The sequence below is a fragment of the Halostella salina genome (assembly GCF_003675855.1).
GTDB lineage: Archaea > Halobacteriota > Halobacteria > Halobacteriales > Natronoarchaeaceae > Halostella > Halostella salina.
This window is the reverse complement of record NZ_RCIH01000005.1, coordinates 263,567-284,412: the sequence shown is the minus strand read 5'-3', so window position 1 is coordinate 284,412 and position 20,846 is coordinate 263,567. Positions and strand designations below refer to the sequence as shown.

The 20,846-nt window shown below is 66.9% G+C and carries 19 protein-coding genes, 1 tRNA gene and 1 pseudogene; 11 read left to right on the top strand and 10 right to left on the bottom strand.

Annotation, left to right across the window (positions count from 1 at the left end; genetic code table 11):
• Positions 1–38 precede the first annotated feature (38 nt).
• Positions 39–1,637: a cache domain-containing sensor histidine kinase gene (locus tag D8896_RS11975; protein ID WP_121822333.1), complete on the bottom strand. Its 1,599-nt coding sequence runs from the start codon at positions 1,635–1,637 to the stop codon at positions 39–41.
• A gap of 196 nt (positions 1,638–1,833) precedes the next feature.
• On the opposite strand from D8896_RS11975, the gene D8896_RS11970 reads away from it, so the two are divergent.
• Complete coding sequence (locus tag D8896_RS11970) at positions 1,834–3,783, top strand: PAS domain S-box protein (RefSeq protein WP_121822332.1); 1,950 nt, start codon at positions 1,834–1,836, stop codon at positions 3,781–3,783.
• Between the two features lie 87 nt (positions 3,784–3,870).
• On the opposite strand, the gene D8896_RS11965 is transcribed toward D8896_RS11970, so the two are convergent.
• The 6 genes from D8896_RS11965 to D8896_RS11940 form a co-directional block, all read right to left on the bottom strand.
• A complete protein-coding gene (locus D8896_RS11965; protein ID WP_121822331.1) occupies positions 3,871–4,443 on the bottom strand; it encodes a HalX domain-containing protein in 573 nt (190 codons plus the stop codon).
• A 150-nt stretch (positions 4,444–4,593) separates the two neighbouring features.
• Positions 4,594–5,328, bottom strand: a complete 735-nt coding sequence (locus D8896_RS11960; RefSeq protein WP_121822330.1) for a DICT sensory domain-containing protein — start codon at positions 5,326–5,328, stop codon at positions 4,594–4,596.
• A gap of 50 nt (positions 5,329–5,378) precedes the next feature.
• On the bottom strand, positions 5,379–5,807 hold the full coding sequence (locus D8896_RS11955) for a hypothetical protein (RefSeq protein WP_121822329.1): 429 nt from the start codon (positions 5,805–5,807) through the stop codon (positions 5,379–5,381).
• 68 nt (positions 5,808–5,875) lie between these two features.
• Complete coding sequence (locus tag D8896_RS11950; RefSeq protein ID WP_121822379.1) at positions 5,876–6,595, bottom strand: hypothetical protein; 720 nt, start codon at positions 6,593–6,595, stop codon at positions 5,876–5,878.
• A 103-nt stretch (positions 6,596–6,698) separates the two neighbouring features.
• Complete coding sequence (locus D8896_RS11945) at positions 6,699–7,592, bottom strand: DMT family transporter (protein ID WP_240452022.1); 894 nt, start codon at positions 7,590–7,592, stop codon at positions 6,699–6,701.
• 61 nt (positions 7,593–7,653) lie between these two features.
• Positions 7,654–9,630 (bottom strand): 3-hydroxyacyl-CoA dehydrogenase/enoyl-CoA hydratase family protein, encoded by a 1,977-nt coding sequence (locus D8896_RS11940; protein ID WP_121822328.1) that lies wholly within the window; start codon positions 9,628–9,630, stop codon positions 7,654–7,656.
• Positions 9,631–9,745: 115 nt separating this feature from the next.
• Between D8896_RS11940 and D8896_RS11935 the strand changes: the two genes are divergently transcribed.
• Positions 9,746–10,900 carry an acyl-CoA dehydrogenase family protein gene (locus D8896_RS11935; protein ID WP_121822327.1) on the top strand — a complete coding sequence of 385 codons (1,155 nt, stop codon included), beginning with the start codon at positions 9,746–9,748 and terminating at the stop codon, positions 10,898–10,900.
• A 182-nt stretch (positions 10,901–11,082) separates the two neighbouring features.
• On the opposite strand, the gene D8896_RS11930 is transcribed toward D8896_RS11935, so the two are convergent.
• Positions 11,083–11,328 (bottom strand): hypothetical protein, encoded by a 246-nt coding sequence (locus D8896_RS11930; RefSeq protein WP_162991547.1) that lies wholly within the window; start codon positions 11,326–11,328, stop codon positions 11,083–11,085.
• A gap of 63 nt (positions 11,329–11,391) precedes the next feature.
• Here D8896_RS11930 and D8896_RS11925 point away from each other — a divergent pair.
• Positions 11,392–12,960: pseudogene (locus tag D8896_RS11925) on the top strand (ABC1 kinase family protein).
• A gap of 206 nt (positions 12,961–13,166) precedes the next feature.
• Here D8896_RS11925 and D8896_RS11920 read toward each other — a convergent pair.
• A complete protein-coding gene (locus D8896_RS11920) occupies positions 13,167–13,430 on the bottom strand; it encodes a hypothetical protein (protein ID WP_121822325.1) in 264 nt (87 codons plus the stop codon).
• A gap of 78 nt (positions 13,431–13,508) precedes the next feature.
• Between D8896_RS11920 and D8896_RS11915 the strand changes: the two genes are divergently transcribed.
• The gene (locus D8896_RS11915; RefSeq protein WP_121822324.1) at positions 13,509–14,120 is read left to right on the top strand and encodes a DNA-3-methyladenine glycosylase family protein; all 612 of its coding nucleotides are present in this window, start codon (positions 13,509–13,511) and stop codon (positions 14,118–14,120) included.
• A 3-nt stretch (positions 14,121–14,123) separates the two neighbouring features.
• On the opposite strand, the gene D8896_RS11910 is transcribed toward D8896_RS11915, so the two are convergent.
• Positions 14,124–15,446: a RimK family alpha-L-glutamate ligase gene (locus D8896_RS11910; protein WP_121822323.1), complete on the bottom strand. Its 1,323-nt coding sequence runs from the start codon at positions 15,444–15,446 to the stop codon at positions 14,124–14,126.
• Between the two features lie 93 nt (positions 15,447–15,539).
• On the opposite strand from D8896_RS11910, the gene D8896_RS11905 reads away from it, so the two are divergent.
• From D8896_RS11905 to D8896_RS11875, 7 genes are all read left to right on the top strand, one after another.
• Positions 15,540–16,562 carry a succinylglutamate desuccinylase/aspartoacylase family protein gene (locus tag D8896_RS11905; RefSeq protein WP_121822322.1) on the top strand — a complete coding sequence of 341 codons (1,023 nt, stop codon included), beginning with the start codon at positions 15,540–15,542 and terminating at the stop codon, positions 16,560–16,562.
• A gap of 117 nt (positions 16,563–16,679) precedes the next feature.
• On the top strand, positions 16,680–17,075 hold the full coding sequence (gene sdhC, locus D8896_RS11900) for a succinate dehydrogenase, cytochrome b556 subunit (protein ID WP_121822321.1): 396 nt from the start codon (positions 16,680–16,682) through the stop codon (positions 17,073–17,075).
• The gene (locus D8896_RS11895) at positions 17,075–17,437 is read left to right on the top strand and encodes a succinate dehydrogenase hydrophobic membrane anchor subunit (protein ID WP_121822320.1); all 363 of its coding nucleotides are present in this window, start codon (positions 17,075–17,077) and stop codon (positions 17,435–17,437) included. The genes sdhC and D8896_RS11895 overlap by 1 nt, the downstream gene beginning before the upstream one ends.
• A 1-nt stretch (position 17,438) precedes the next feature.
• On the top strand, positions 17,439–18,314 hold the full coding sequence (locus D8896_RS11890; protein WP_121822319.1) for a succinate dehydrogenase/fumarate reductase iron-sulfur subunit: 876 nt from the start codon (positions 17,439–17,441) through the stop codon (positions 18,312–18,314).
• Between the two features lie 38 nt (positions 18,315–18,352).
• Positions 18,353–20,191: an FAD-binding protein gene (locus tag D8896_RS11885; RefSeq protein ID WP_121822318.1), complete on the top strand. Its 1,839-nt coding sequence runs from the start codon at positions 18,353–18,355 to the stop codon at positions 20,189–20,191.
• Positions 20,192–20,265: 74 nt separating this feature from the next.
• A tRNA-OTHER gene (locus D8896_RS11880) sits at positions 20,266–20,363 on the top strand.
• A 261-nt stretch (positions 20,364–20,624) separates the two neighbouring features.
• Positions 20,625–20,846: a TrmB family transcriptional regulator gene (locus D8896_RS11875; RefSeq protein ID WP_121822317.1), complete on the top strand. Its 222-nt coding sequence runs from the start codon at positions 20,625–20,627 to the stop codon at positions 20,844–20,846.

Here is a 20,846-nt window from a genome sequence, read left to right as displayed (position 1 = left end):
GGGTCCGCCCCGTCGGAGCGCGTTCACGACTGCGGATCTCACAACTGGGCGTTCTCGAACTGGAGCGTCACGACGGTCCCGTCGTCACAGCCGATGTCGAGGTCGCCGTCGTAGCGGTTGGTGATCCAGTCCACGAGCCACAGGCCAAGCCCACCGCTGTGGTGCAGTTGGGAGATCCGGCGCTCGCCGAGGAGTATCGCTTGCTCGTCGGGCGGGATCCCGGGGCCGTCGTCGGCGACCCGGAGCGTCGTCGTTTCCGCCTCGCGTTCGACGACGAGGTCGATCCGCGGCCGGTCCCCGGCGTGTTCGACGACGTTGTCGATCAGTTCCTCAACCGCACGCTCGACCTCGGGGCCGGCCCGGACGGGTGCCGACGACGGTGCCGTCAGGTGGAACTCCGCGTCGGTCCCAGCGAGTCGGTACGCCCCGACGACCCGGCGGGCGAGTTCCGACAGGTCGACCGGATCGTGGTCGGTTTCGACCGCGGGCGTCAGCAGGTCCTCGGTCATCCTGGCTTTCTCGCTCAGTGCCCCGAGTTCCTCGGCCGCGGCGCGTATCTCCGCGGCGCTGCGGCGGGTCCCCTCGTCGTCCGTCTCGTCCTCGATCAGCGTCGCGCGCCCGAGGATCACGGTCAGCGAGTTCCGGAGGTTGTGCCGGAGCACCCGGTTGAGCACGAGCAACATCGTCTCGCGCTCGGCCAGCGTGTTCGAGAGCCGGCCGAACGCCGAGTCGAGCTGTTCCCACTCCGCGCTGCCAGAGAGGTCGACGGTCCGGTCGTACTCCCGGCGTTCGAGCGCGCCGACGCCGTCGAGGAGCTTCTCGACCTGCCGGATGTCCTTCCGATACAGCCACGCGACGAAGGCAAACAGCAGGAAAAACGCCACTCCGGTCGGCAGGAACTGCCCGTAGAGGAGCCGCCGCACGTCGCTGAGCACGGTCGCCCGGTCGCGGCCGACGGAGACGTTCCAGCCCGTCGTCTCCATCGTCGTGTGTCCGACGACGAATTCGCCGGACATCCGGCTGCTCCGGTACAGCGTCCGGTCGTCGGCGGCGACGACGACGGAGGTCTCCTCGTCGGCGACCGGCAGCGACGCGAAGAACGAGGCGTTCGACAGGTGGATCGCGGCGTTCAGCGTCCCGACGACGCTGCCGTTCTCCCTGATCGGAACGCTCAACACGACGATCTCGTTCCCGGTTGCGGCCTGGAAGGGGGCGCTGACGTACTGCTCGCCGGCGAGCGCACGGCGGACGTACCCTCGGTCACTGAAGTCGCTCCCGACGACACGGTTCCGTGCGTCGCTGTCGACGCCGCCGATGGCGACGAGCGCCCCCGTCCCGTTGACGACCGAGACGCCGTCGAAGTCGGTCTGTGCGACGAGGGCATCGGTTCGGTCGGTCTGTGCCGGCGAGCCGTGGCGGGCTATCGCCGGGTGTTCGGCCGCCGTTGCGAGCGTCTGCTGGCCCATCTCGATGCGCTCGTCGAGTTGCGTCGCGGTCACGGCCGCGTCGGCCTCGGCGTCGGCCTGGGCGCGGTCGATCACCCGCTCGCGGTGGGACTGAAACTCGAGCGCAAGTATCCCGGTGAGCAGCAGGGAGAGGACGAAAAACACCAGGAGAAACTTCGTTCGAAGGCGCATCGCTGAGTAATGTGACAATGTTACTAACACACACAGGGAGCATATAACTGGCGATCGTCGAACCGCCAGCCGACGGCGATCGCGGAGCGACGCCAAACGTTTTATTGACGGGGATTCGAAACGTTCGAGTATCCGTCGTCACCGTCCCGGAGTCGCAACAGGACGGCGGTGGCACGACCCGCCGGAACTGAAACTCATGCAAGACCCAAACCGCGTCCTCTGTGTGTGTAACGATGCGGAGCGACGCGAGCGCCTGGCGGCATCGCTGGAAGGGGTGTCCTCGCAGCTGACGGTGCTGACAGCCGCGGGCTTCGACGCCGCGGTCGACTACGTGACCGAGGGCGGTGCCGACACCGTCGACCTCGTCGTCACCGACGACGAGACGGTCACCGACTCGCCCGCGATCCTGGAGGCGATCCGGGACCATCATCCGGAGCTCCCGCTGTTGATCCTCTCGGAGTACAGTATCGACGGGGAACGGGGCACGACGATCGCCGAGGTCATCGGGTTCGACGGACCGATAGACGACGCCGGCGACGGGCTCACGAAACACGTCGCGGACCTGCTCGGGATCGACCGGCTGGTCGCCGCGGTCGAGGGGGAGCGAACGCCCGACGAGGTCGTGCTGTCGGTGAAACGCGAACTCGTCGACGCGTCGTCGCCGATCGACATCGAGCGGGCGGTGTGCGAGCAACTGACCGCCGACGGCCGGTTCGCCTTCGTCTGGATCGGGGAGTACGACGAGGGGGAGCGACAGGTCGTTCCCTGGGTGACCGGGAGCGCGGTCGAGGGGTGGCCGGTGTCCAGAACGTTCCCCGTCGACTCGTCGGGGACGGACACGCTCGTCGAGTGCGTCCTCCGGTCACAGGAGACGGCGACCGTTCCGGACGTGACCGAACACCCGGAAGCGGTGCCGTGGGCGGACGTCGCCGCGGACCACGGCTGTACGGCGACCGTTCTGGCCCCGCTTTCGGTCGACGACGAGCGGTACGGGGTCCTCGGCGCGTACGCGGACGAAGTCACGGACGAGGAGCAGGCCGCCGTAACCGAGATCGCGGGCGGCGTCTCGAACGTCCTCCGGTCGATGGCACTCGAAGGCCGGATCGAACAGCAGGACCGGGCGCTACACCGGTACGAGCGACTCGTCGAGACCGTCGGCGACGGGATGTACGCGCTCGACGAGGACGGCCACTTCATGACCGTCAACAACGGGCTGGTGGAGATGACGGCGTACAGCCGGGAGGGGCTGCTCGGCGAGCACATCTCCATCATCATGAACGACGACGACGTGGCGACCGGCCGGGGCCGGATCCGGGAGTTGCTGTCCGAGGACGGACCCGACACCGCCGCCATGGAGATGGCCGTCCACACGAAGGACGGTCGGACGATCCCCTGCGAGAACCAGATCGCCATCCTGGTCGACGACGACGGCCGCTTTACCGGCACCGTCGGGGTGCTCCGCGACATCACCGAACGGAAGCGCCGGGAACGGGAACTCCGCCGGCAGAACGAGCGGCTGGAGGCGTTCGCCGAGATCGTGAGCCACGACCTCCGGAACCCCCTCTCGGTGGCACAGGGGTACGTCGACCTGGCGCGGGAGGAGGGCGACACCGACCAGTTAGACAGCGTCGACGACGCTCTGGACCGGATGGAGGACATCATCGCCGACGTGCTCGCGCTGGCGCGACACGGGCAGACGGTCACCGAGCCGGAGCCGGTCGACCTCCGGGAGACCGTCGAGACGGCGTGGGGCAACGTCAGCACCGCGGACGCGAACCTTACAGTCGGCGAACTGGGGACGGTCGCCGCGGACCGGTCGCGGCTGTTGCGCCTGCTGGAGAACCTGTTCCGCAACTCGGTGGACCACGGCGGGCGCGACGTGAGCGTCACCGTCGCCCCGATCCGGGACGGGGGCGGGGCGTCGGCAGTCGGGTTCTACGTCGCCGACGACGGCCGAGGGATGCCCGAACACGTCCGCGAACACGCCTTCGACTCCGAGTTCACAACCTCGGACGAGGGGCTGGGGCTCGGCCTGTGGGTGGTCCGGGAGGTAGCGAGCGCCCACGGCTGGACGGTGACGGCGACGGAAAGCGAGAGCGGCGGGGCGCGGTTCGAGTTCGAGGGTGTGGACGAACCGGATGTCTGAGAACCGTCAGGACGGGAACCCGGAAACGCGATGGCGACGCTCGGTAGCCCGGTGTCGACTATCCCGATGAAGGCGGGGCCGGCGGCCTCACTCGTCGGGCAGGTCCTGGAACGCGCCGACGAAGTCGTCGTGGTCCGATAGCTCGGCCGTCGTCTCGTCGACCTCGCTCTCGAGTTCCTCGGCGCGCTCGCACAGCTCCTGATACTCCTCGCTGTCGGCGAGTTCACGCTCGGATTTCTCGGACTCCAGCAGGGCCTTCTTCGAACTCAGCGCGTAGTACCGCTGTGTCACCTCCGCGTACTCCGACCGGGTGACCATCCGGTCCGCGATGTCGAGGAGGTCGTCCTTCGAGACGGGTTTGACGAGGTAGTCGTCGAACCCCATCTCGATGATGTCGAAGTCGGGGTCGACCGCCGTCACCATGATCACGCGGCAGTCGTAGCCCTGCTCTCGGATGCGTTCGAGCACTTCGTCGCCGGACAACCCCGGCATGCGTCGGTCGAGCAACACGACTTCGACCGAGTCAGCCATCTTGTCGAGCGCCGTCTCACCGTCGTATGCCGTATCGACGGACCACTCGCTGCCGAGCCACGCGGCGAACAGGTCTGCGAGTCTCGATTCGTCGTCGACGACGAGTACTTCTGGTGGGTCATCGGACATGTTCAGTCGGGACCCGTTTGGGTCGGTTATTTCAGCAATTGGGGCAGGAGGTGATAAACCCCGTGGCCCGGAACCCCGGTCCTCGGGTCAGTGCCGGTATCGGTGAGGGGACCTCCCCCGGTTCGGGACATCGCGCGTCGTGTGCCAGTCTCACTGGGACACTCGGCCGTACCGGCGCTTCAGGTGGTCGACGATCCGGTCGACGACCGGCGGGTCGTACGTCCAGAAGCCGTAGAACTCGCGGTCGCCGCGCTCCTCGGCCAGCAGAGCGCATTTCCGGTCGTCCGAGCCGGCACCGTCGAACACGACGAACCACGACCGCTCTATCTCGGGGTCGTCCTCCGCGTGGACCGTGACGCCGGTCAGTTCCGGCGGGTCCTCGTCCGGGGTCGCGTACACGTGCACGTCGAGCGGGCGCTCGGCGAGGTCGCGGTACACGTCCGACTGCCCGTCGAGCGTCGAGACGTACTGGAAGCCGGCGTAGAGGCGGCCGTCGCCGACGCGCCACGCGCGGTCCTCGATCTCCCGGGAGGCGGCGACCATCCGCCGGATGCTGTACGACGTAAACGTCGTCTCCCGGAGGTGACGGAGCACGTCGGCGTGGGCGGCGGCGTCGACGCCGAGGTCGCCGTCGTTCGACGGCAGGTCGTCCATCAGCTCCCGCAGCGCGTCGGTCGAGGTGGCGGTCAGGAACGTCTCATCGCGGTAGAGGACGGCGAAGCCGGCAGGGCGGCCGGTGTCGGTCTCCTCGGTTCGGATCTCGACGTTCCGGTCCGCGAAGTACGAGCGGAGGTCGCTCTCGACGGCGCTATCCGGAGCCGGGTTGAACACCGTCAGCGTCTTTCGCTGAGACTCCACGTCGGCGATCACGTCCCGCAGGCTCATTCGGGCGTGGGTATCACCCCGACCGGTAAGAAACTGACGCGGGTGTGCGGTCACCGGTCGTCGAGGTCGGCCAGCGCCCAGCGGACGACGCGGGCCTCGACGAGGTCCCGCTCTTCGGCCTCGTCGGGCGAGGCGAGGGTGGCCTCGCTTCGCTCGCGGAACTCCCGTTCGAGGGGGCGCTGGTCCGGTTCGTCCCGCGTCTCGTTGAGCAGCGCCTCGAAGTCCTCGCGGAGGTCGAAGGAGGCCCGGGCGACGTTGCACCGGGGCAGTGGGCTCATCCCCGTCTCCAGCACGAGGTCCCGGACCGTCTCCCAGTCGTCCTCGCAGAAGTAGAGCGACACCTCGCCGACGATGTCGCGCCAGGCGATGGGGTCGGAGTGTTTCAGCAACTGGACGGCGCGCGGGAAGATGTCGATCCGGGTGTGGATATCGGGGTCGTCACAGAGACAGCACGGCCGTTCCGTCTTCCCGGTGTACATGGCCGGGCGTAGGGACCGCGGCGGCAAAACGCCGTCGCGGCGCGCCGCGGTCGGCGACGCGATCCGCGTCAGAACCCGCCCCAGCGCAGGTACACCATCGCCGCGATGACGGCCAGCTGGAGCGCGCCCTGCACGCCGGAGAGCTTCGCGTTGCGCATCCCGATCCGGCTGATGACGTTCGGGTCCGGGTCGGCCGAGGTCATCTCGCGGTACATCCGCACCTCGCCCGGCATGAGCACGCCGAAGCCCAACACGGACAGCAGCGCCACGATGCCGAGCGAGACGACGATCACGGGCCGCGTCATCGCGAAGTCGGGGAGCGTCAGCGCGAGCCAGGCCGCGCTCCCGACGGCGACGACCCCGAACGCCGCCTGCCAGCGCCGGTCGCGGAACGCGCCGAACTGCCGGCCGATCAGGAGGACGGCGGGGACGAGGCTCGCGGCCGTGAACAGCGCCAGCCACGGGTCGGCGTGCGGGAAGTACCCGAGCCGCTCGGCCAGCGTGATCCCGCCCGCGATGGTCACCAGCGCGAGCGCCGGCATCAGAAACGTCATCTTCGGCGTGAACCGCTCGAAGACGCTCGCCCGTTCCTCGACGGAGAGCCCGCCGAGCACGGGGCCGAGCACGAGCGCCATGAACAGGTCCGTGCCAGTCCAGAGCACGCCCGCCATGACGTGAGCGTAGGTGTGTATCTGTACCGGTGCGGGCGCGAGGACCGCGTACGCAAGCACCGCCAGGGGTACCGCGACCGCACCGACGGCGAACGCCGGGTTCGCCCGCGTCCCCATCCCGCGAACCGTGCCGCGTATCGTGGATCGTGACGTCGCCATGCCGGGATGAATGCGACGGCCTCGGGAAAAACATTGGTGAAGCGAACGGTTTCGCCGGCCGTCACGCCCGCGCCGTCGACACGATGTAGATGCCACCAGCCATCACCGCGCCGCCGATGACGTAGCCCGCCCCCAGCGACTCGCCGAGCAGGAGCGCGCCGAGCGCGGCTCCGACGACCGGCTGTGCGAAGAAGAAGACTGCGACCGATCCGGCGTCGGCGTGCGCCAGCCCGCTGTACCAGAGGTACCACGCGGCCGCGGTGCTGAACAGTCCGAGGTAGAGCACCGCGGCGACGACGGCGGGTGTGAGCGGGACTGCGGCGAGCGACGCGCCGGTCGTCGCCGCCTCGACGGGCACCAGCACCGCGATCAGCGGGACGGAGAGCGCCGTCGAGTACGTCGCCGCCTCCAGCGCCGAGTAGGTCCGCACGAGGCGCTTGCCCGCGACGGTGTAGGCCGCCCAGCCGAGGCTGGCGAGCAGGAGCAGTGAGACGCCGGCGAGGCTCCCCTCCGCGAGCGCCGTCAGGTCGTACTGCCCGGCGAGGACGACCACGGTGCCCGCCGCGGCCAGCGCCATCCCGCCGACCTTCCGTCCGGTGAGGCGCTCGCCGTGGAACGCGACGCCCAGCCCGAGGGTAAACACCGGCGTCAGCACGGTCAGCAGCGACCCCTGACTCGCGTTCGTCAGGTCCGTCCCGACGAACTGGGTGACCAGCGTCACCGCCACCCAGAGGCCGAGGTGGGCGAAATCGAGCCAGTCCCGCCGGGAGAACGACCGCGCCGGCTTCGTCGCGCGCACCACGACAAGCAGCGCGACCGCTGCCAGCGCGACCCGGAGAAAGGCGAGCGTCACGGGCGGGACGCGGGCGAAGCCCCACTTGCTGACGACGTACATCCCGCCCCACAGCGCGGCCGCGGCGGCCGGCGCGACGCCCCAGTAGCGTGTGTCGGTCACTGCCGGAAGTCCGCAAGCGGCGGGGAAAAAGGTGGAGAAAGCGGTGCGGTTCGCGGCGTCGCTACTTGCCCTCGAACTCCGGCTCCTCGTCGCCCATGAAGGCGGTGAGGCCCTCCATCAGGTCGTCCGTGGAGGCGAGCTGGCCGAACGCCTGGTTCTCGACCTCCAGCCCGGCCGTGGTATCGTCGCGGCCCGCGAGCATCGCGCGCTTCGTGTAGCGCTGGGCGATCGGCGGTCCTGCGGCCATGTCAGCGGCGAGTTCGTAGGCGGCGTCTTCGAGTTCGTCGTTCGGGACGACCTCGTTGATGAAGCCGTAGTCGGCCATCGTCTCGGGGTCGAAGCGGTCCGCGGTGAAGATGATCTCCTTGGCGCGGCCCTCGCCGACGATCTCCGGGAGGCGCTGGGTGCCGCCCCAGCCGGGGATCAGGCCGAGGTTGTGCTCGGGCTGGCCGAGCTCGGAGCGCTCGCTGGCGACGCGCATGTCCGCACAGGTCGCCAGTTCCATGCCGCCGCCGAGACAGTAGCCGTCGATGCCGGCGATCACGGGCATGTCACAGGACTCCAGCCGGCCGAACGTCTGCTGGCCCGCGCGGGAGAGCTCGGTCACCTTCACCGGGTCCGCGCCGGAGCCGGCCATGCTCTGAACGTCCGCACCTGCGGAGAACGCCTTCTCGCCAGCGCCGGTCAGGAGGATCGCGCGGGCGTCGTCGTCGGCCGCCAGCTCGTCGATGGCGTCGTCGAGGTCGGCAATCAGGTCGTCGCTGATCGTGTTCATCCGGTGGGGGCGGTCGAGCGTGATGTGCCCGACCATGTCGTCGGTGACCTCCACGTCCAGCGTCTCGAAGTCGTACGCGTCGCCCCCCTCGTCGTCGCCGCCGTGGAACCCGCCCTCGTCGGCGGCCTCGCGGAGGTAGTCGGCGGGCTCGTAGCGCGCCGCGCCGGTCTCCTCGTGGGCCGTCTCCAGTTCGTCGAGGAGGTCGGCGAGCCCGGCGTCGTCGGCCATCTTCGCTGGCCCCTCGGGGAAGCCAGCGCCGAGCATCACGGCCTCGTCGATCGCGGCGGGGTCGGCCACGTCGTCGCCGACGAGGTGGGCCACCTCGTTCGCCATCACGGCGAGCAGGCGGTGCTCCACGTCCTCGCGGCCGGCGTCGGTCGGCACCTCCGCGCCGTCGCCGTCCTCGTAGTCGTAGAACCCCTTTCCGGTTTTCTTGCCGAGTTCGTCGTTCTCGACCTTCTCGGCCAGCAGCGGCGCGGGCTCGTAGGCGTCGCCCAGCACCTCGTGCATGTACTCCAGCACGTGGTAGCTCACGTCGTTGCCGACCTGGTCGCCCAGTTCGAAGCTCCCCATCGGCAGGCCGATCTCGTACTTCGTCGTGCTGTCTATCTCCTCGATGGTCGCCTCGCCCTCGTCGACGAGCCAGCACGCCTCGTTCATCAGCGGGACGAGGATCCGGTTGACGACGAAGCCGGGGCTGTCCTTGCGGACGCGGACCGGCGTCTTGCCGAAGTCCTCCGCGAGGTCCTCGGTGAGGTCGAGCGTCTCGTCGGCGGTGTTCGCGCCGGAGATGACCTCGACCAGCTGCATCCGCACCGGCGGGTTGAAGAAGTGCATCCCGCAGAACCGCTCCTCCCGGTCGGTGACCTCGGCCAGATCCGTGATCGAGAGGCTCGACGTGTTCGTTGCGAACACGGCGTGGTCGGGGGCGTGTTCCTCGACCTCCTCGTACACGTCGCGCTTGATCTCCATCTTCTCGGGAACCGCCTCGATGACGAAATCGACGTCACCGACGGCCTCCTCGACGTCGACCAGCGGCGTGATGCGGTCGAGCGCGGCGTCGGCCTCGCCCTCGCCGATCTGCTCTTTCTCCTCTAGCTTGTTGACGCTCCACTCGATCTGCTCGTACCCGTTCTGGACGAACTCCTCTTTGATGTCCCGCAGGTTCACCTCGTACCCCGCGAGGGCAGCCACTTCCGCGATGCCGTGGCCCATGTTCCCCGCGCCGAGAACTGCGATGCGGTTGATATCGTCGATCTCCATACGCTATCTCTCACCTGCGAGTGGTTTCAACGTTTCCCTCGTCGCCGTTACAAACTCGATTCAAGTTTACTTCGGGTTACAAAGGTCTTTATTATTGAGTATGGAATTGGATCGCATGGACTTCTCACTGTCCGACGAACAACAGGCGATCCGCGACGAGGTGCGCCGCTTCGCGGAGAACGAGGTCGAACCGGTCGCGAAGGAGTACGACCAAGAGGAGAAGTTCCCTCACGAAGTCGTCGAGAAGGCGGCCGAGATGGGCCTGACCGGCGCGAACATCCCCATCGAGTACGGCGGCGCGGGCTACTCGCCGCTCGAAACGGCGATCATCGTCGAGGAGCTGTTCGCGGTCGACCCCGGTATCGGGCTTTCCATCACCAGCGCGTCGTTCGGCGGCGACGCCATCATGGAGTACGGCACGGAGGAGCAGAAGGAGCGCTTCCTCGAACCCGTCGCCCGCGGCGACGCCATCATGGGCGCGGCGATCAGCGAACCCGACGTGGGCAGCGACGTGTCCTCCGTTTCCACGCGCGCCGAGAAGGACGGCGACGAGTGGGTGATCAACGGCAACAAGATGTGGATCACCAACGGCAGCGTCGGCGACTACTACGTCGTGCTCTGCAAGACCGACCCCGACGCCGCCGACCGCTACTCCGGCTTCTCCCAGATCGTCGTCGAATCGGACCGCGACGGGTTCGAGGCCGACAAGATCACCGGCAAGCTCGGCATCCGCGCCAGCGACACCGCCGAACTCATCTTCGACGACGTGCGCGTGCCCGAGGAGAACCTCGTCGGCACCCGCGGTGCGGGCTTCCTCCAGCTGATGCAGTTCTTCGACGAGACGCGCACGATGGTCGCCGCGCAGGGCGTCGGCATCGCCAAGGGTGCCTGCGAGCGCGCGCTGGAGTACGCCCAGGAGCGCGAGCAGTTCGGCCAGTCCATCTCGGAGTTCCAGGCGATCCAGCACAAGCTCGCCGAGATGCACACCAAGACCGAGGCCGCGCGGATGCTCACGTACAAGTCCGCCTGGAGCGTCGAGAACGAGGACGAACAGCTGACCGCGCTCGCCTCGATGGCCAAGGAGTACGCCTCCGACGTGGCCGTCGACGTGGCCGACGAGGCCGTGCAGGTCCACGGCGGTTCGGGCTACGTCAACGACTTCGACGTGGAGCGCCTCTACCGCGACGCGAAGATCACCCAGATCTACGAGGGCACCACCGAGATCCAGAAGAACATCATCGCGCGGGAGCTGCTCGGTAAGGGGTACTAAACGAACTTTTTTTCGTCGGGTGCCCTCGCTGGCCGGTGACGCGCTGTGGACGACGCTGTCCAGCGGTTCACCGGAACAATCTGAATGAATGAGGTCCTCATCGTACTCTCCCACGACCCGGCTCTGGTCAGTTGGACGGACCGTACGGGCAGGGACCTCAGCGGGACAAACGACGCGCGCAGTCACGGTTCCCGCAATATAGCGATTCGGTCGCGTTCGACCGTGCGCCACATCGCGGTCATATCAAAGTAGTGGTCGTCTGCGTGTTCGAGGACCGTCCGGGATAGCTCGCCCTTGACGACTCCAGTCGTCACCGAGCCCCGCTCGCCAACCACGGCTTGGACTGCCCCGATCGCCGTTTCGCTCTCCGCGATGAGTTGTTCGTTGAGACGAGGCGATACAGCCACCCCTTCAATTATAAATGCCACTCGTCCGAAGAGCAGGACTGTGCTGTCAGTTGATTCCAGCCGACCATTTCTGCCTCCGATAGAATGATGCGATTGCTCCGCCGGTACCTAGTCGTCGTCTTCCGGTTTCTGCCGTTCACCCTGGCGTTTCTCCGTGACAGGCGGCGGTTCATTCTGTTCGGATCACGCAGACAAGTTGCCGACAAGACACACCGGCAGCGAGCCGAACGGATCCGGGACGCGATGCTCGAACTTGGACCGGCATTCATCAAAGTCGGTCAGGTACTCTCGACGCGCCCGGACATCGTCCCCCCGATCTACGCCGACGTTTTTGGAACGCTTCAGAATGAAGTTCCCGAAGATGCGGGGGGAGACCCGAAGCAGGTCCTTGCCGACGAGCTTGGCGACGAACTCGACCAGTCGACACTCGAACCGATCGCCGGTGGATCACTCGCGTACGTGTATACTGCCGACTATCGCGACGAGCGAATCGCACTGAAGGTTCGACGTCCTGGACTGAAACCCGTGATCGAGCGTGATCTTCGGGTCATTCAGGGACTGATTCCACTGGTTAGCCTCTTCGCCAGCGAACGCCAGCAGTATTCGATCGAGAATGCCGCGGACGACTTCGAGGACATCATCCTGGATGAGTTGGATTTCGACCGAGAAGGGGCGATCATGGCTGACATCAGGGAGAACTTCGCTGACGACGGCCGAGTCGTCGTCCCTGAGGTCTATGAACATCTGTCCTCGGAGCGCGTGCTCGCGATGGAGTATCAGACCGGCCGGAAAATAACCGACGACGGCGCGTTCGATGACGTCGACGTGACGCCACACGAGATGGCGACACGGATCATCAAGGTGTATCTGGAGATGGGCCTCGTCGACGGGGTCTTCCACGCTGACCCCCATCCAGGTAACCTCGCTGTCACAGATGACGGCTGTCTACTACTTTTCGACTTTGGTATGAGTGAACGCATTTCAGCCAGCGTTCAGGAGGATATCATTGCGCTCTATCGAGCGCTCGTCCGTCGCGACGTGGACGACTTGGTCGATGCACTCATCGCGCTCGACGTCCTCGAACCACACGTCAATCGTGCCGAGGTCGGCCGGGTTCTTGAACTCGTCATCGATAATCTCGAAGGCCGATCGGAGGTCACCTAGCGGATGATCATCACGGAGTTGACAACGGTGCTCCGTGATTTCCCGTTTCGTATTCCGCCGGACGTGATGCTACTCATCCGGGTCGGAACCGTCGGTGAGGGCGTCTGTCGACAGCTTGACCCCGAGTTCGACTTCCTCGCAGTCGTGCGCTCGTTCCTCGTCGAGCAGGGACTCATCGAGAGCGAACTCGACGCGATCATTGAGGAAACGTGGGGGGATGTGCGCCGGTCGCTTCCCGCTTTGGCACGTGTCCCCTCCCGATTGGATCGTGCGTTATATCGACTCGAACGTGGCGAATTGGTCGTCCGCACGGAGCCGGTTGACGGACAGAGGATGGGTGATCACGATCTCGGATATGCGGTGCTCTCCGGAGCGCTCGTCGTGGCAGCAGCGATTCTGACGTTCCACGACCGACCGTACGAGCTCCCTGCAATCGCCGTCGCAGCCGGCTTTCTCCTCGTGTACCTCGTTCGGCGTCGGGTATCATAACGTCCACTGCGATGTGGAAAGACCGACGGGAGAGATCAGGCGTACACGGTGAGTCCTCAGTGTATAGCCAAAACCACGAGTAGGGCGTCTTCGGCGTTAAGTTCGAAGACCCACCCCACGACCAATTCAGTATCGAACGACGTGAGCTGAGTGGTCACGTGAATCGGCTCAGGGACCCTGGCCGCGACTACGACGCCAGAGCGAGGTCACATCTCCCGAATCGCCGCGGCGATCGCTTTCAGGTCGGCCTTGCGGAATGCACCGCCATTATCGGGGTCCGCGCCGACTGCCCGGCGGGTCGCCGCTCGCATCTCGGACTTGGGCGGCGTCGGCTCGGTGGCGAGGTCGCAGTCAAGCGCCTCACAGATCGCGGCCAGCGCCTCCTTCGTGAAGCCGGTCGATTCGATTCGCTCGTACCGTCCCACTGACTCCCGGATCTCGTTGCGGAGGTCGTCGACTGTCGGCGACATGGCCGGAGTCTCGGACCGGGGCCTCCTAACGCTTCGCCCGGCGGAACACATATGCGCGCCGACTCGTAACTCCGCGGCGTGAACGAGGCACACGAGTATTTGGCCGAGGACGACGTACTGGGGCCGCTGGTCGACGAGGTCGGGGCGCTCCAGTTGGACCCGGCCGAGGACCTCTACCGGCGGATCGTCGTCTCGATCCTGCGCCAGCAGGTGTCGATGGCGTCGGCCGCGGCGACGCGGGAACGGCTGTTCGACGCCGTCGAGCCGACGCCCGAGGAGATGCTGGAAGCCGACGAGGAAGTCCTCCGGGACGCCGGCCTCTCCCGGCAGAAGGCCACCTACGTTCGGAACGTCGCGGAGGCGTTCATCGAGGAGGGGTACGACCGCGAGTATTTCGCAGATCTTGACGACGACGCCGTCGTCGAGGAGTTGACGAGCATCAAGGGCGTGGGCGACTGGACCGCCAACATGCAACTGATGTTCGCGCTGGGCCGCGAGGACGTGTTCCCGGTCGGCGACCTGGGGATCCGGAAGGGGATGAAGACGCTCTACGACGAGGAGATGAGCCGCGCGGAGATGGTTGAGGCAGCTGAGCGCTGGCGGCCCTACCGCTCCTACGCGTCGCTGTATCTGTGGCGTGCGACCGAGGACATCGCGGACGGCGTCGCGGAGGTCGTCGCCGAGGACTGAGAGCTACTCCTCGGCGTCGACGCGCCGGCGGACGTCGACCTGATAGTCCTTGAGGATGTCCCGCCCGAGCAGCATGTCGTAGGACATGTGGCTGCGGTCCTCGATGCTCGCCGTGACTGTATGGCGCGTACCGCCGATGCCGACGACGATGTCGACGACGGGGCGGGTCCGGCTGCTCTTGGAACTGCCCGAGCGAACTTTGGTGAGGCTCTTGATCGGCCCGGCACCGATCTCCGCGGCGATTCGCGTGTCGATGCTGGTCCGGGTCGCGCCGGTGTCGGACTTGGCGACGACGGAGGCCGACCCGCTGGTGCCGGAGACGACGACCTCCTCCGTGTAGCCGATGACGAGGGGTTCGTCGGGGTTCGTCCGCGGGACCGACGGCTTGCAGTCCGGCACGGAGTCGTCGAGCGTGCGCGAAAGTTCGACGACGCGCTCGTCGTCGACCGTGCCGCCGGCCGTCTCGATCGCGAGCTTCGCGATGTGGGGCGCGGGGCTGATCCCGGTGGCCTCGAACATCCCCTTGAACCCCGCCGTCGGGTTCACTTCGAGGACGTACCAGCCGCCCTCGCCCTCCACGAGGTCGACGCCGGCGTAGTCCAGCCCGATCACGTCGGCGCTTTGCAGCGCGATGTCGACGACTTCGTCGGGGAGCCCCTCCGAGGCGTCCTCCACGTCGCCGCCGAGCGCGACGTTGGTTCGCCAGTCGTTGTCCGGGGCGTAGCGGTTCATCGCGCCGATCACCTCGTCGCCGACGACGTACACGCGGAGGTCGCGGTGGCGCTCGCCGTCGCGCTCGATCAGGCTCTGGAGGAACGCCTGCCGGTTACCGACGCGGGGGTTCACGTCCTCCTCCGGCCCGATCTTCCAGGTGCCGCCGCCGTGGGTGCCGATTGCGGTCTTGTAGACGGCCTCGTCGCCGAACTTGAACCGGTCGCGGTTCAGTCGCGCGTTGCTGAGCGCGAGCAGGGCGTCGGGCACCTGCACGCCGGCCTCGACGAGTTTCGTCGCGGCGGCGAACTTGTGCATCGCCGTCAGCACGGCCCGGGGTTCGTTGAGCATCGGCCGGAGGTGCTGGAACGTGGTCGCCAGCCCGAGGTCCTCGGAGGGCTGGTCCGTGTTCGACAGCAGGAGTCGGTTGGCGATGACGTCGACCTCCGGTTCGACCGTCGCATGGCCGTCTTCGATCTCAACGGCGGTGTTTTCCTTCCGGAGCCACTCCGGGCGGTGACCGAGGTCCTGTACGGCGTTGAGTATCGCTTTCGTCTCCTTGCTGTTGTGCAAACTGAGAACGCCGACGCCGACGCTCCCTCCGGATCCGGACATACCGGTTCCTCGACTGCCAGACCCTAAAACGGTTCCATATAGTCAGCATCCCGACGTGGCAGGCTTTTACGTGGGGGCTTCGACTGGAGTGACATGAGCGACAGCGAAGCCGAGCCGTTCACGTACAACGGGGGGAGCGTGGCTCCGGGGGAGTCCGCCAACATTCGGTACGGCGTCAGCGAGACGTATCTGGGCGACGCCGTCCGGATCCCCGTCACCATCGTCAACGGCGAGCGCCCGGGGCCGACGATGTTTCTCAGCGCGGCGGTCCACGGCGACGAACTCAACGGCGTCGAGGTGGTCCGGGAGGTCGCAAACGAGTGGGACCACTCCGACCTCCGTGGGACGCTCGTCTGTCTCCCCGTGCTGAACGTGCCGGGCTTTCTGGCCCAGCAGCGCTACCTCCCGATCTACGACCGGGACCTGAACCGCTCGTTCCCCGGGTCGGAGACGAGCACGAGTTCGAAACGGATCGCCTACCGCATCTTCGAGAACTTCCTCGAGCCCTGCGACATCGGCATCGACTTCCACACCTCGACGCGGGGCCGGACGAACATGCTCCACGTCCGCGCCGACATGGACGACGACGCGGTCAACCGCCTCGCGCACGCGTTCGGGTCGAACGTCATCATCTCCAGCGAGGGGCCGTCGGGGACGCTTCGCCGGGAGACCAGCGAGGCGGGGACGCCGACGATCACCATCGAGATGGGGAAGGCGAACGAGTTCCAGCGCGGGTTCATCGACCGCGCGCTCTCCGGCGTCGAGAGCGTCATGGCGGAGTACGGCATGCGCCCCGACGCCGCGGTCCGCTGGCCCGGCTGGCGGACGGTCGTCAGCGGCTCCGACGAGAAGACGTGGCTCCGCGCCGACACCGGCGGCATGGTGGAGATGCACCGCATGCGCGGCTCGCTGGTCCGCGAGGGCGAGACGATCTGCACCATCACGAACCCCTTCGGCACCACGACCAACGAGGTCGTCGCGCCGTTTACCGGCCTGCTCGTCGGCATCCTCCAGAACCCGCTCGTCTTTCCGGGGAATCCGATCTGTCACCTCGCGAAACTCGGCGCGGAGACCCAGCGTGCGCTGGAGCGCGAACAGCGGAGCCGCGGCGGATGACGCCGACCCGGACCGAACCGCGCCGAACGTGTGCGGTGTGGGGCCGTTCCGGAACCGGCACGACCGGCGGAAGGTAGTAACTTCTATACCACCAGGGTCCAAGCCTCAGAGTAGAGCATGAGTCAGTCTTACAACCGCGGAGCCGTCGAGGACTTCGGTCGGTGGCGGGAGTTCTCGGCCGGGATGTGGGCCTGGATCTTCCACAAGTTTACCGGCTGGGTGCTCGTGGGGTATCTGTTCACCCACATTGCAGTTCTCAGTTCCTCGATGCAGGGGGCGGAGGCGTACAACACCACGCTACAGGGGCTCGAGAGCCTCTTCGTCGTTCGCATTCTGGAGATCGGGCTGCTGGCGGTGGCGGTGTTCCACATCCTGAACGGGATCCGCCTCCTGATGGTCGACCTGGGCGTCGGCCTGGAGGCACAGGACAAGAGCTTCTACGCGTCGATGGTCCTGACCGGCCTCATCGTCGTCGCCAGCGTCCCGACCTTCCTGTCGGAGGTGGGCGTCTGATGGCCGAACGCTACTCGTCGTTCGACCCCGCAAGCACGCGATGGCTGCTCCAGCGCGTGACGGCGGCGTTTCTCGTGGTGGTGCTCGCCTTCCACTTCTTCCTGCTCCACTTCGTCCACCACGCCTACGAGATCGAGTTCGCCGGGACGCAGGCGCGGATGCAGAACGTCGGCTACTTCGCGACGATGGTCGCGTTCCTCGTCACCGGCACCTTCCACGGCGTCAACGGGGTGTACAACGCGCTGATCAACCAGGGGCTGGACGGCACGCAGAAGACGGTCGTGAAGTCGGTGCTGGTCGTCGCCAGCCTCGCCCTGATCGCACAGGGCATCAGAGTCGCCATCACGATGGCGGGATTCTAACATGAGCACGCAAGTTCCGGAGACCGAGACGGACGCCGAGACCGAGACCGAGAGCAAGCCACACCAGGAGCGCCGGCTGGCCGAGAAGGAGGCCCGCCGCGAGGCGGCCGACCGCGAGCGCGCCGCCCGCGAGGAACTGGCGGCCGCCGAGTCGACGGTCCACCTGAAGGTGTTCCGCTACGACCCCGAAGTCGAGGGGAAGCAGGAGCCGCGGTTCGACGACTTCCACGTCCCGTTCGAGAAGGGGATGACGGTGCTGGACGCGCTGATGTTCGCGCGGGACCACTACGACTCGTCGCTCACCTTCCGGCACTCCTGCCGACAGGCGATCTGCGGCAGCGACGCGATGTTCGTCAACGGCTCCCAGCGGCTCTGCTGCAAGACCCAGCTGGGCGAGCTGCAGGAGCCGGTCCGCGTCGAACCGCTCCCGCACCAGGACGTGGTGAAGGACCTGGTCGTCGACATGCAGCATTTCTACGACCAGATGGAGTCCGTCGAGCCGTACTTCCAGAGCGAGGACCTGCCCGAGGGCGAACTGGAGGAGCAGCGGCAGAGCCGGGAGAACCGCGAGAAGATCAAGATGTCGACGCGCTGCATCTGGTGTGGCGCGTGCATGTCCTCCTGCAACATCGCCGCCGGGGACAACGAGTACCTCGGCCCCGCGGCGATCAACAAGGCCTACCGGTTCTACATGGACGAGCGCGAGGAGGAGGACCTGGAGGAACACCGCATGCGCATCCTCGAACAGGAACACGGCGTCTGGCGCTGTCAGACGCAGTTCTCCTGTACCGAGGTGTGTCCGAAGGACATCCCGCTGACCGAGCACATCCAGGAACTCAAGCGCGAGGCCGTCAAGAGCAACCTCAAGTTCTGGTGAGCGTCACAGACAACTAACTCCGACACTAACCACACACTATGCACGAACACGACGTGATCGTGGTCGGCGGCGGCGGTGCGGGCCTCCGGGCCGCGATCGCAGCGAGCGAGGAAGGAGCGGACACGGCGATCGTCTCGAAACTCCACCCGGTGCGAAGCCACACCGGGGCGGCCGAGGGCGGCATCAACGCCGCGCTCCGGGAGGGGGACTCCTGGGAGATGCACGCCTACGACACGATGAAGGGGTCGGACTACCTCGGCGACGCGCCGGCCATCGAGACGCTGGCCAAGGACGCGCCCGAGGAGGTCATCAACCTCGAACACTGGGGAATGCCGTTCTCCCGCGAGGACGACGGCCGCGTCTCCCAGCGCCCGTTCGGCGGTCTCTCATTCCCGCGGACGACCTACGCCGGCGCGGAAACCGGCCACCATCTGCTGCACACGATGTACCAGCAGGCGGTCAAACACGGCATTCAGGTGTACGACGAGTGGTTCGTCTCCGAACTCGCCGTCACCGACCACGAGGACCCCTCCGACCGGCAGTGCCACGGCGTCGTCGCCTACGACGTGAAGACCGGCGAGGTCGAGGGCTTCAAGGCGAACAGGGGAGTCATCCTCGCAACCGGCGGCCCCGGCCAGGTGTTCGAGCACACCACGAACGCCGTGGCCAACACCGGCGACGGCTACGCGATGGCCTACCGCGCCGGCGTCCCGCTGGAGGACATGGAGTTCGTCCAGTTCCACCCGACGACGCTCCCGTCGACCGGCGTCCTCATCAGCGAGGGCGTCCGCGGCGAGGGGGGCATCCTCTACAACGCCGAGGGCGAGCGGTTCATGTTCGAACACGGCTACGCAAACAACGAGGGCGAACTCGCCTCCCGCGACGTGGTCTCGCGGGCCGAACTCACCGAGGTCAACGAGGGCCGCGGGATCGACGACGAGTACGTCCACCTCGACATGCGCCACCTCGGCGAGGAGCGCATCCTCGACCGACTGGAGAACATCCTCCACCTCGCCGAGGACTTCGAGGGCGTCGACGGCCTCGTCGAGCCGATGCCGGTCAAGCCCGGCCAGCACTACGAGATGGGCGGCATCGAGACCGACGAGAACGGCGAGACCTGCATCGAGGGGCTGTACGCCGCCGGCGAGTGCGCCTGCGTCTCCGTCCACGGCTCGAACCGCCTGGGCGGCAACGCCCTGCCCGAACTCATCGTGTTCGGCAAGCGCGCCGGCCACCACGCCGCCGGCAAGGACATGAAGGAAGCGGAGATCACGACGGGCTACAGCGAGGACGCCGAACCCGGCGAGGTCGACACGCCAGTCGAACCCGGCGCGGTGCCGACGACGAGCGACGACGTGGCCGCCGACGGGAGCGGCGGCGCGCTCGCCGACCCGACGGCCGTCGTCGAGGAGGCCGTCGAGACGGAGCAGGAGCGCGTCGAGCGCCTGCTCGAAAAGGACGAGGGGCTTCAGCACGCCGCCATCCGCGAGGACCTGCAGGACTCGATGACACAGAACGTCAACGTGTTCCGCAACGAGGACGGCCTGAAGCAGGCCCTGCGGGACATCCGCGAGGCCCGCGAGCGCTACCAGGACGTGTACGTCGACGACCCCTCGCGGACGTTCAACACGGACCTCATCCACACCATCGAGACGCGGAACCTCATCGACCTCGCCGAGGCCATCACGCTCGGCGCGCTGGCCCGCGACGAGTTCCGCGGGGCGCACTGGCGACAGGAGTACCAGGAGCGCCGCGACGACGAGTGGCTCAAGCACACCCTGCTGCGCTGGAACGACGGGGACCCCGAACTGTTCTACAAGCCCGTCATCCTCGAAGGCGAGAACAAGACGTACGAGCCGAAAGTCCGGAGCTACTGACGGCCGGACGGTCGGCGGCGTCGGGCACGACCCAGGCGTCACCTCTTTGTTCGCCCGCGTCGTAGCGCCGTCGAGGAAGGGTGGCTCAGTGGTAGAGCGCGCCGCGTCGGCGGATCCTGCCCGTCGTCGCGGATTTCAAAGGCTTCGCGTGGTTCAAATCCCGCCCCTTCCACTCCACGATATGCTTCTGGGAGGCGCTCCGTCGCCGAGCCGTTGCTGCAGCCGGTCGGGGAACGAGTCGAACAACGGAACCCTCATGATCGGTTACCGGAATCGACGGCCATCGAACGCGCTCCGCCGTCGACAGCCGCGAACCCGGGAGAGACGACGCCAGCCCGCCGGTTGGTTCGTGCCGACTGCACCGCTACCGCAGATTGTTCGACGATCGTCGTAGCGTAGTTTTAATATCGTCGAAAAGATTGAACGTGGTACGATGGCTACACGCGTCCGCGAACACGACGAACCGCTGCCGGGCGACCTCGATTCGCCCCGCGCAAAGCTGGTGTACCTGTATCTCACGACGCGCGGCGAGGCGAGCATCGAACGGCTCCGCGACGAACTGGGACTGGAGAAGATCACGCTGTTCAGCATCCTCGACACGCTTTCCAGTCGCGGGCTCGTCAGGAAGGAGTCCGGCGCGTACCGACCCGCGTAG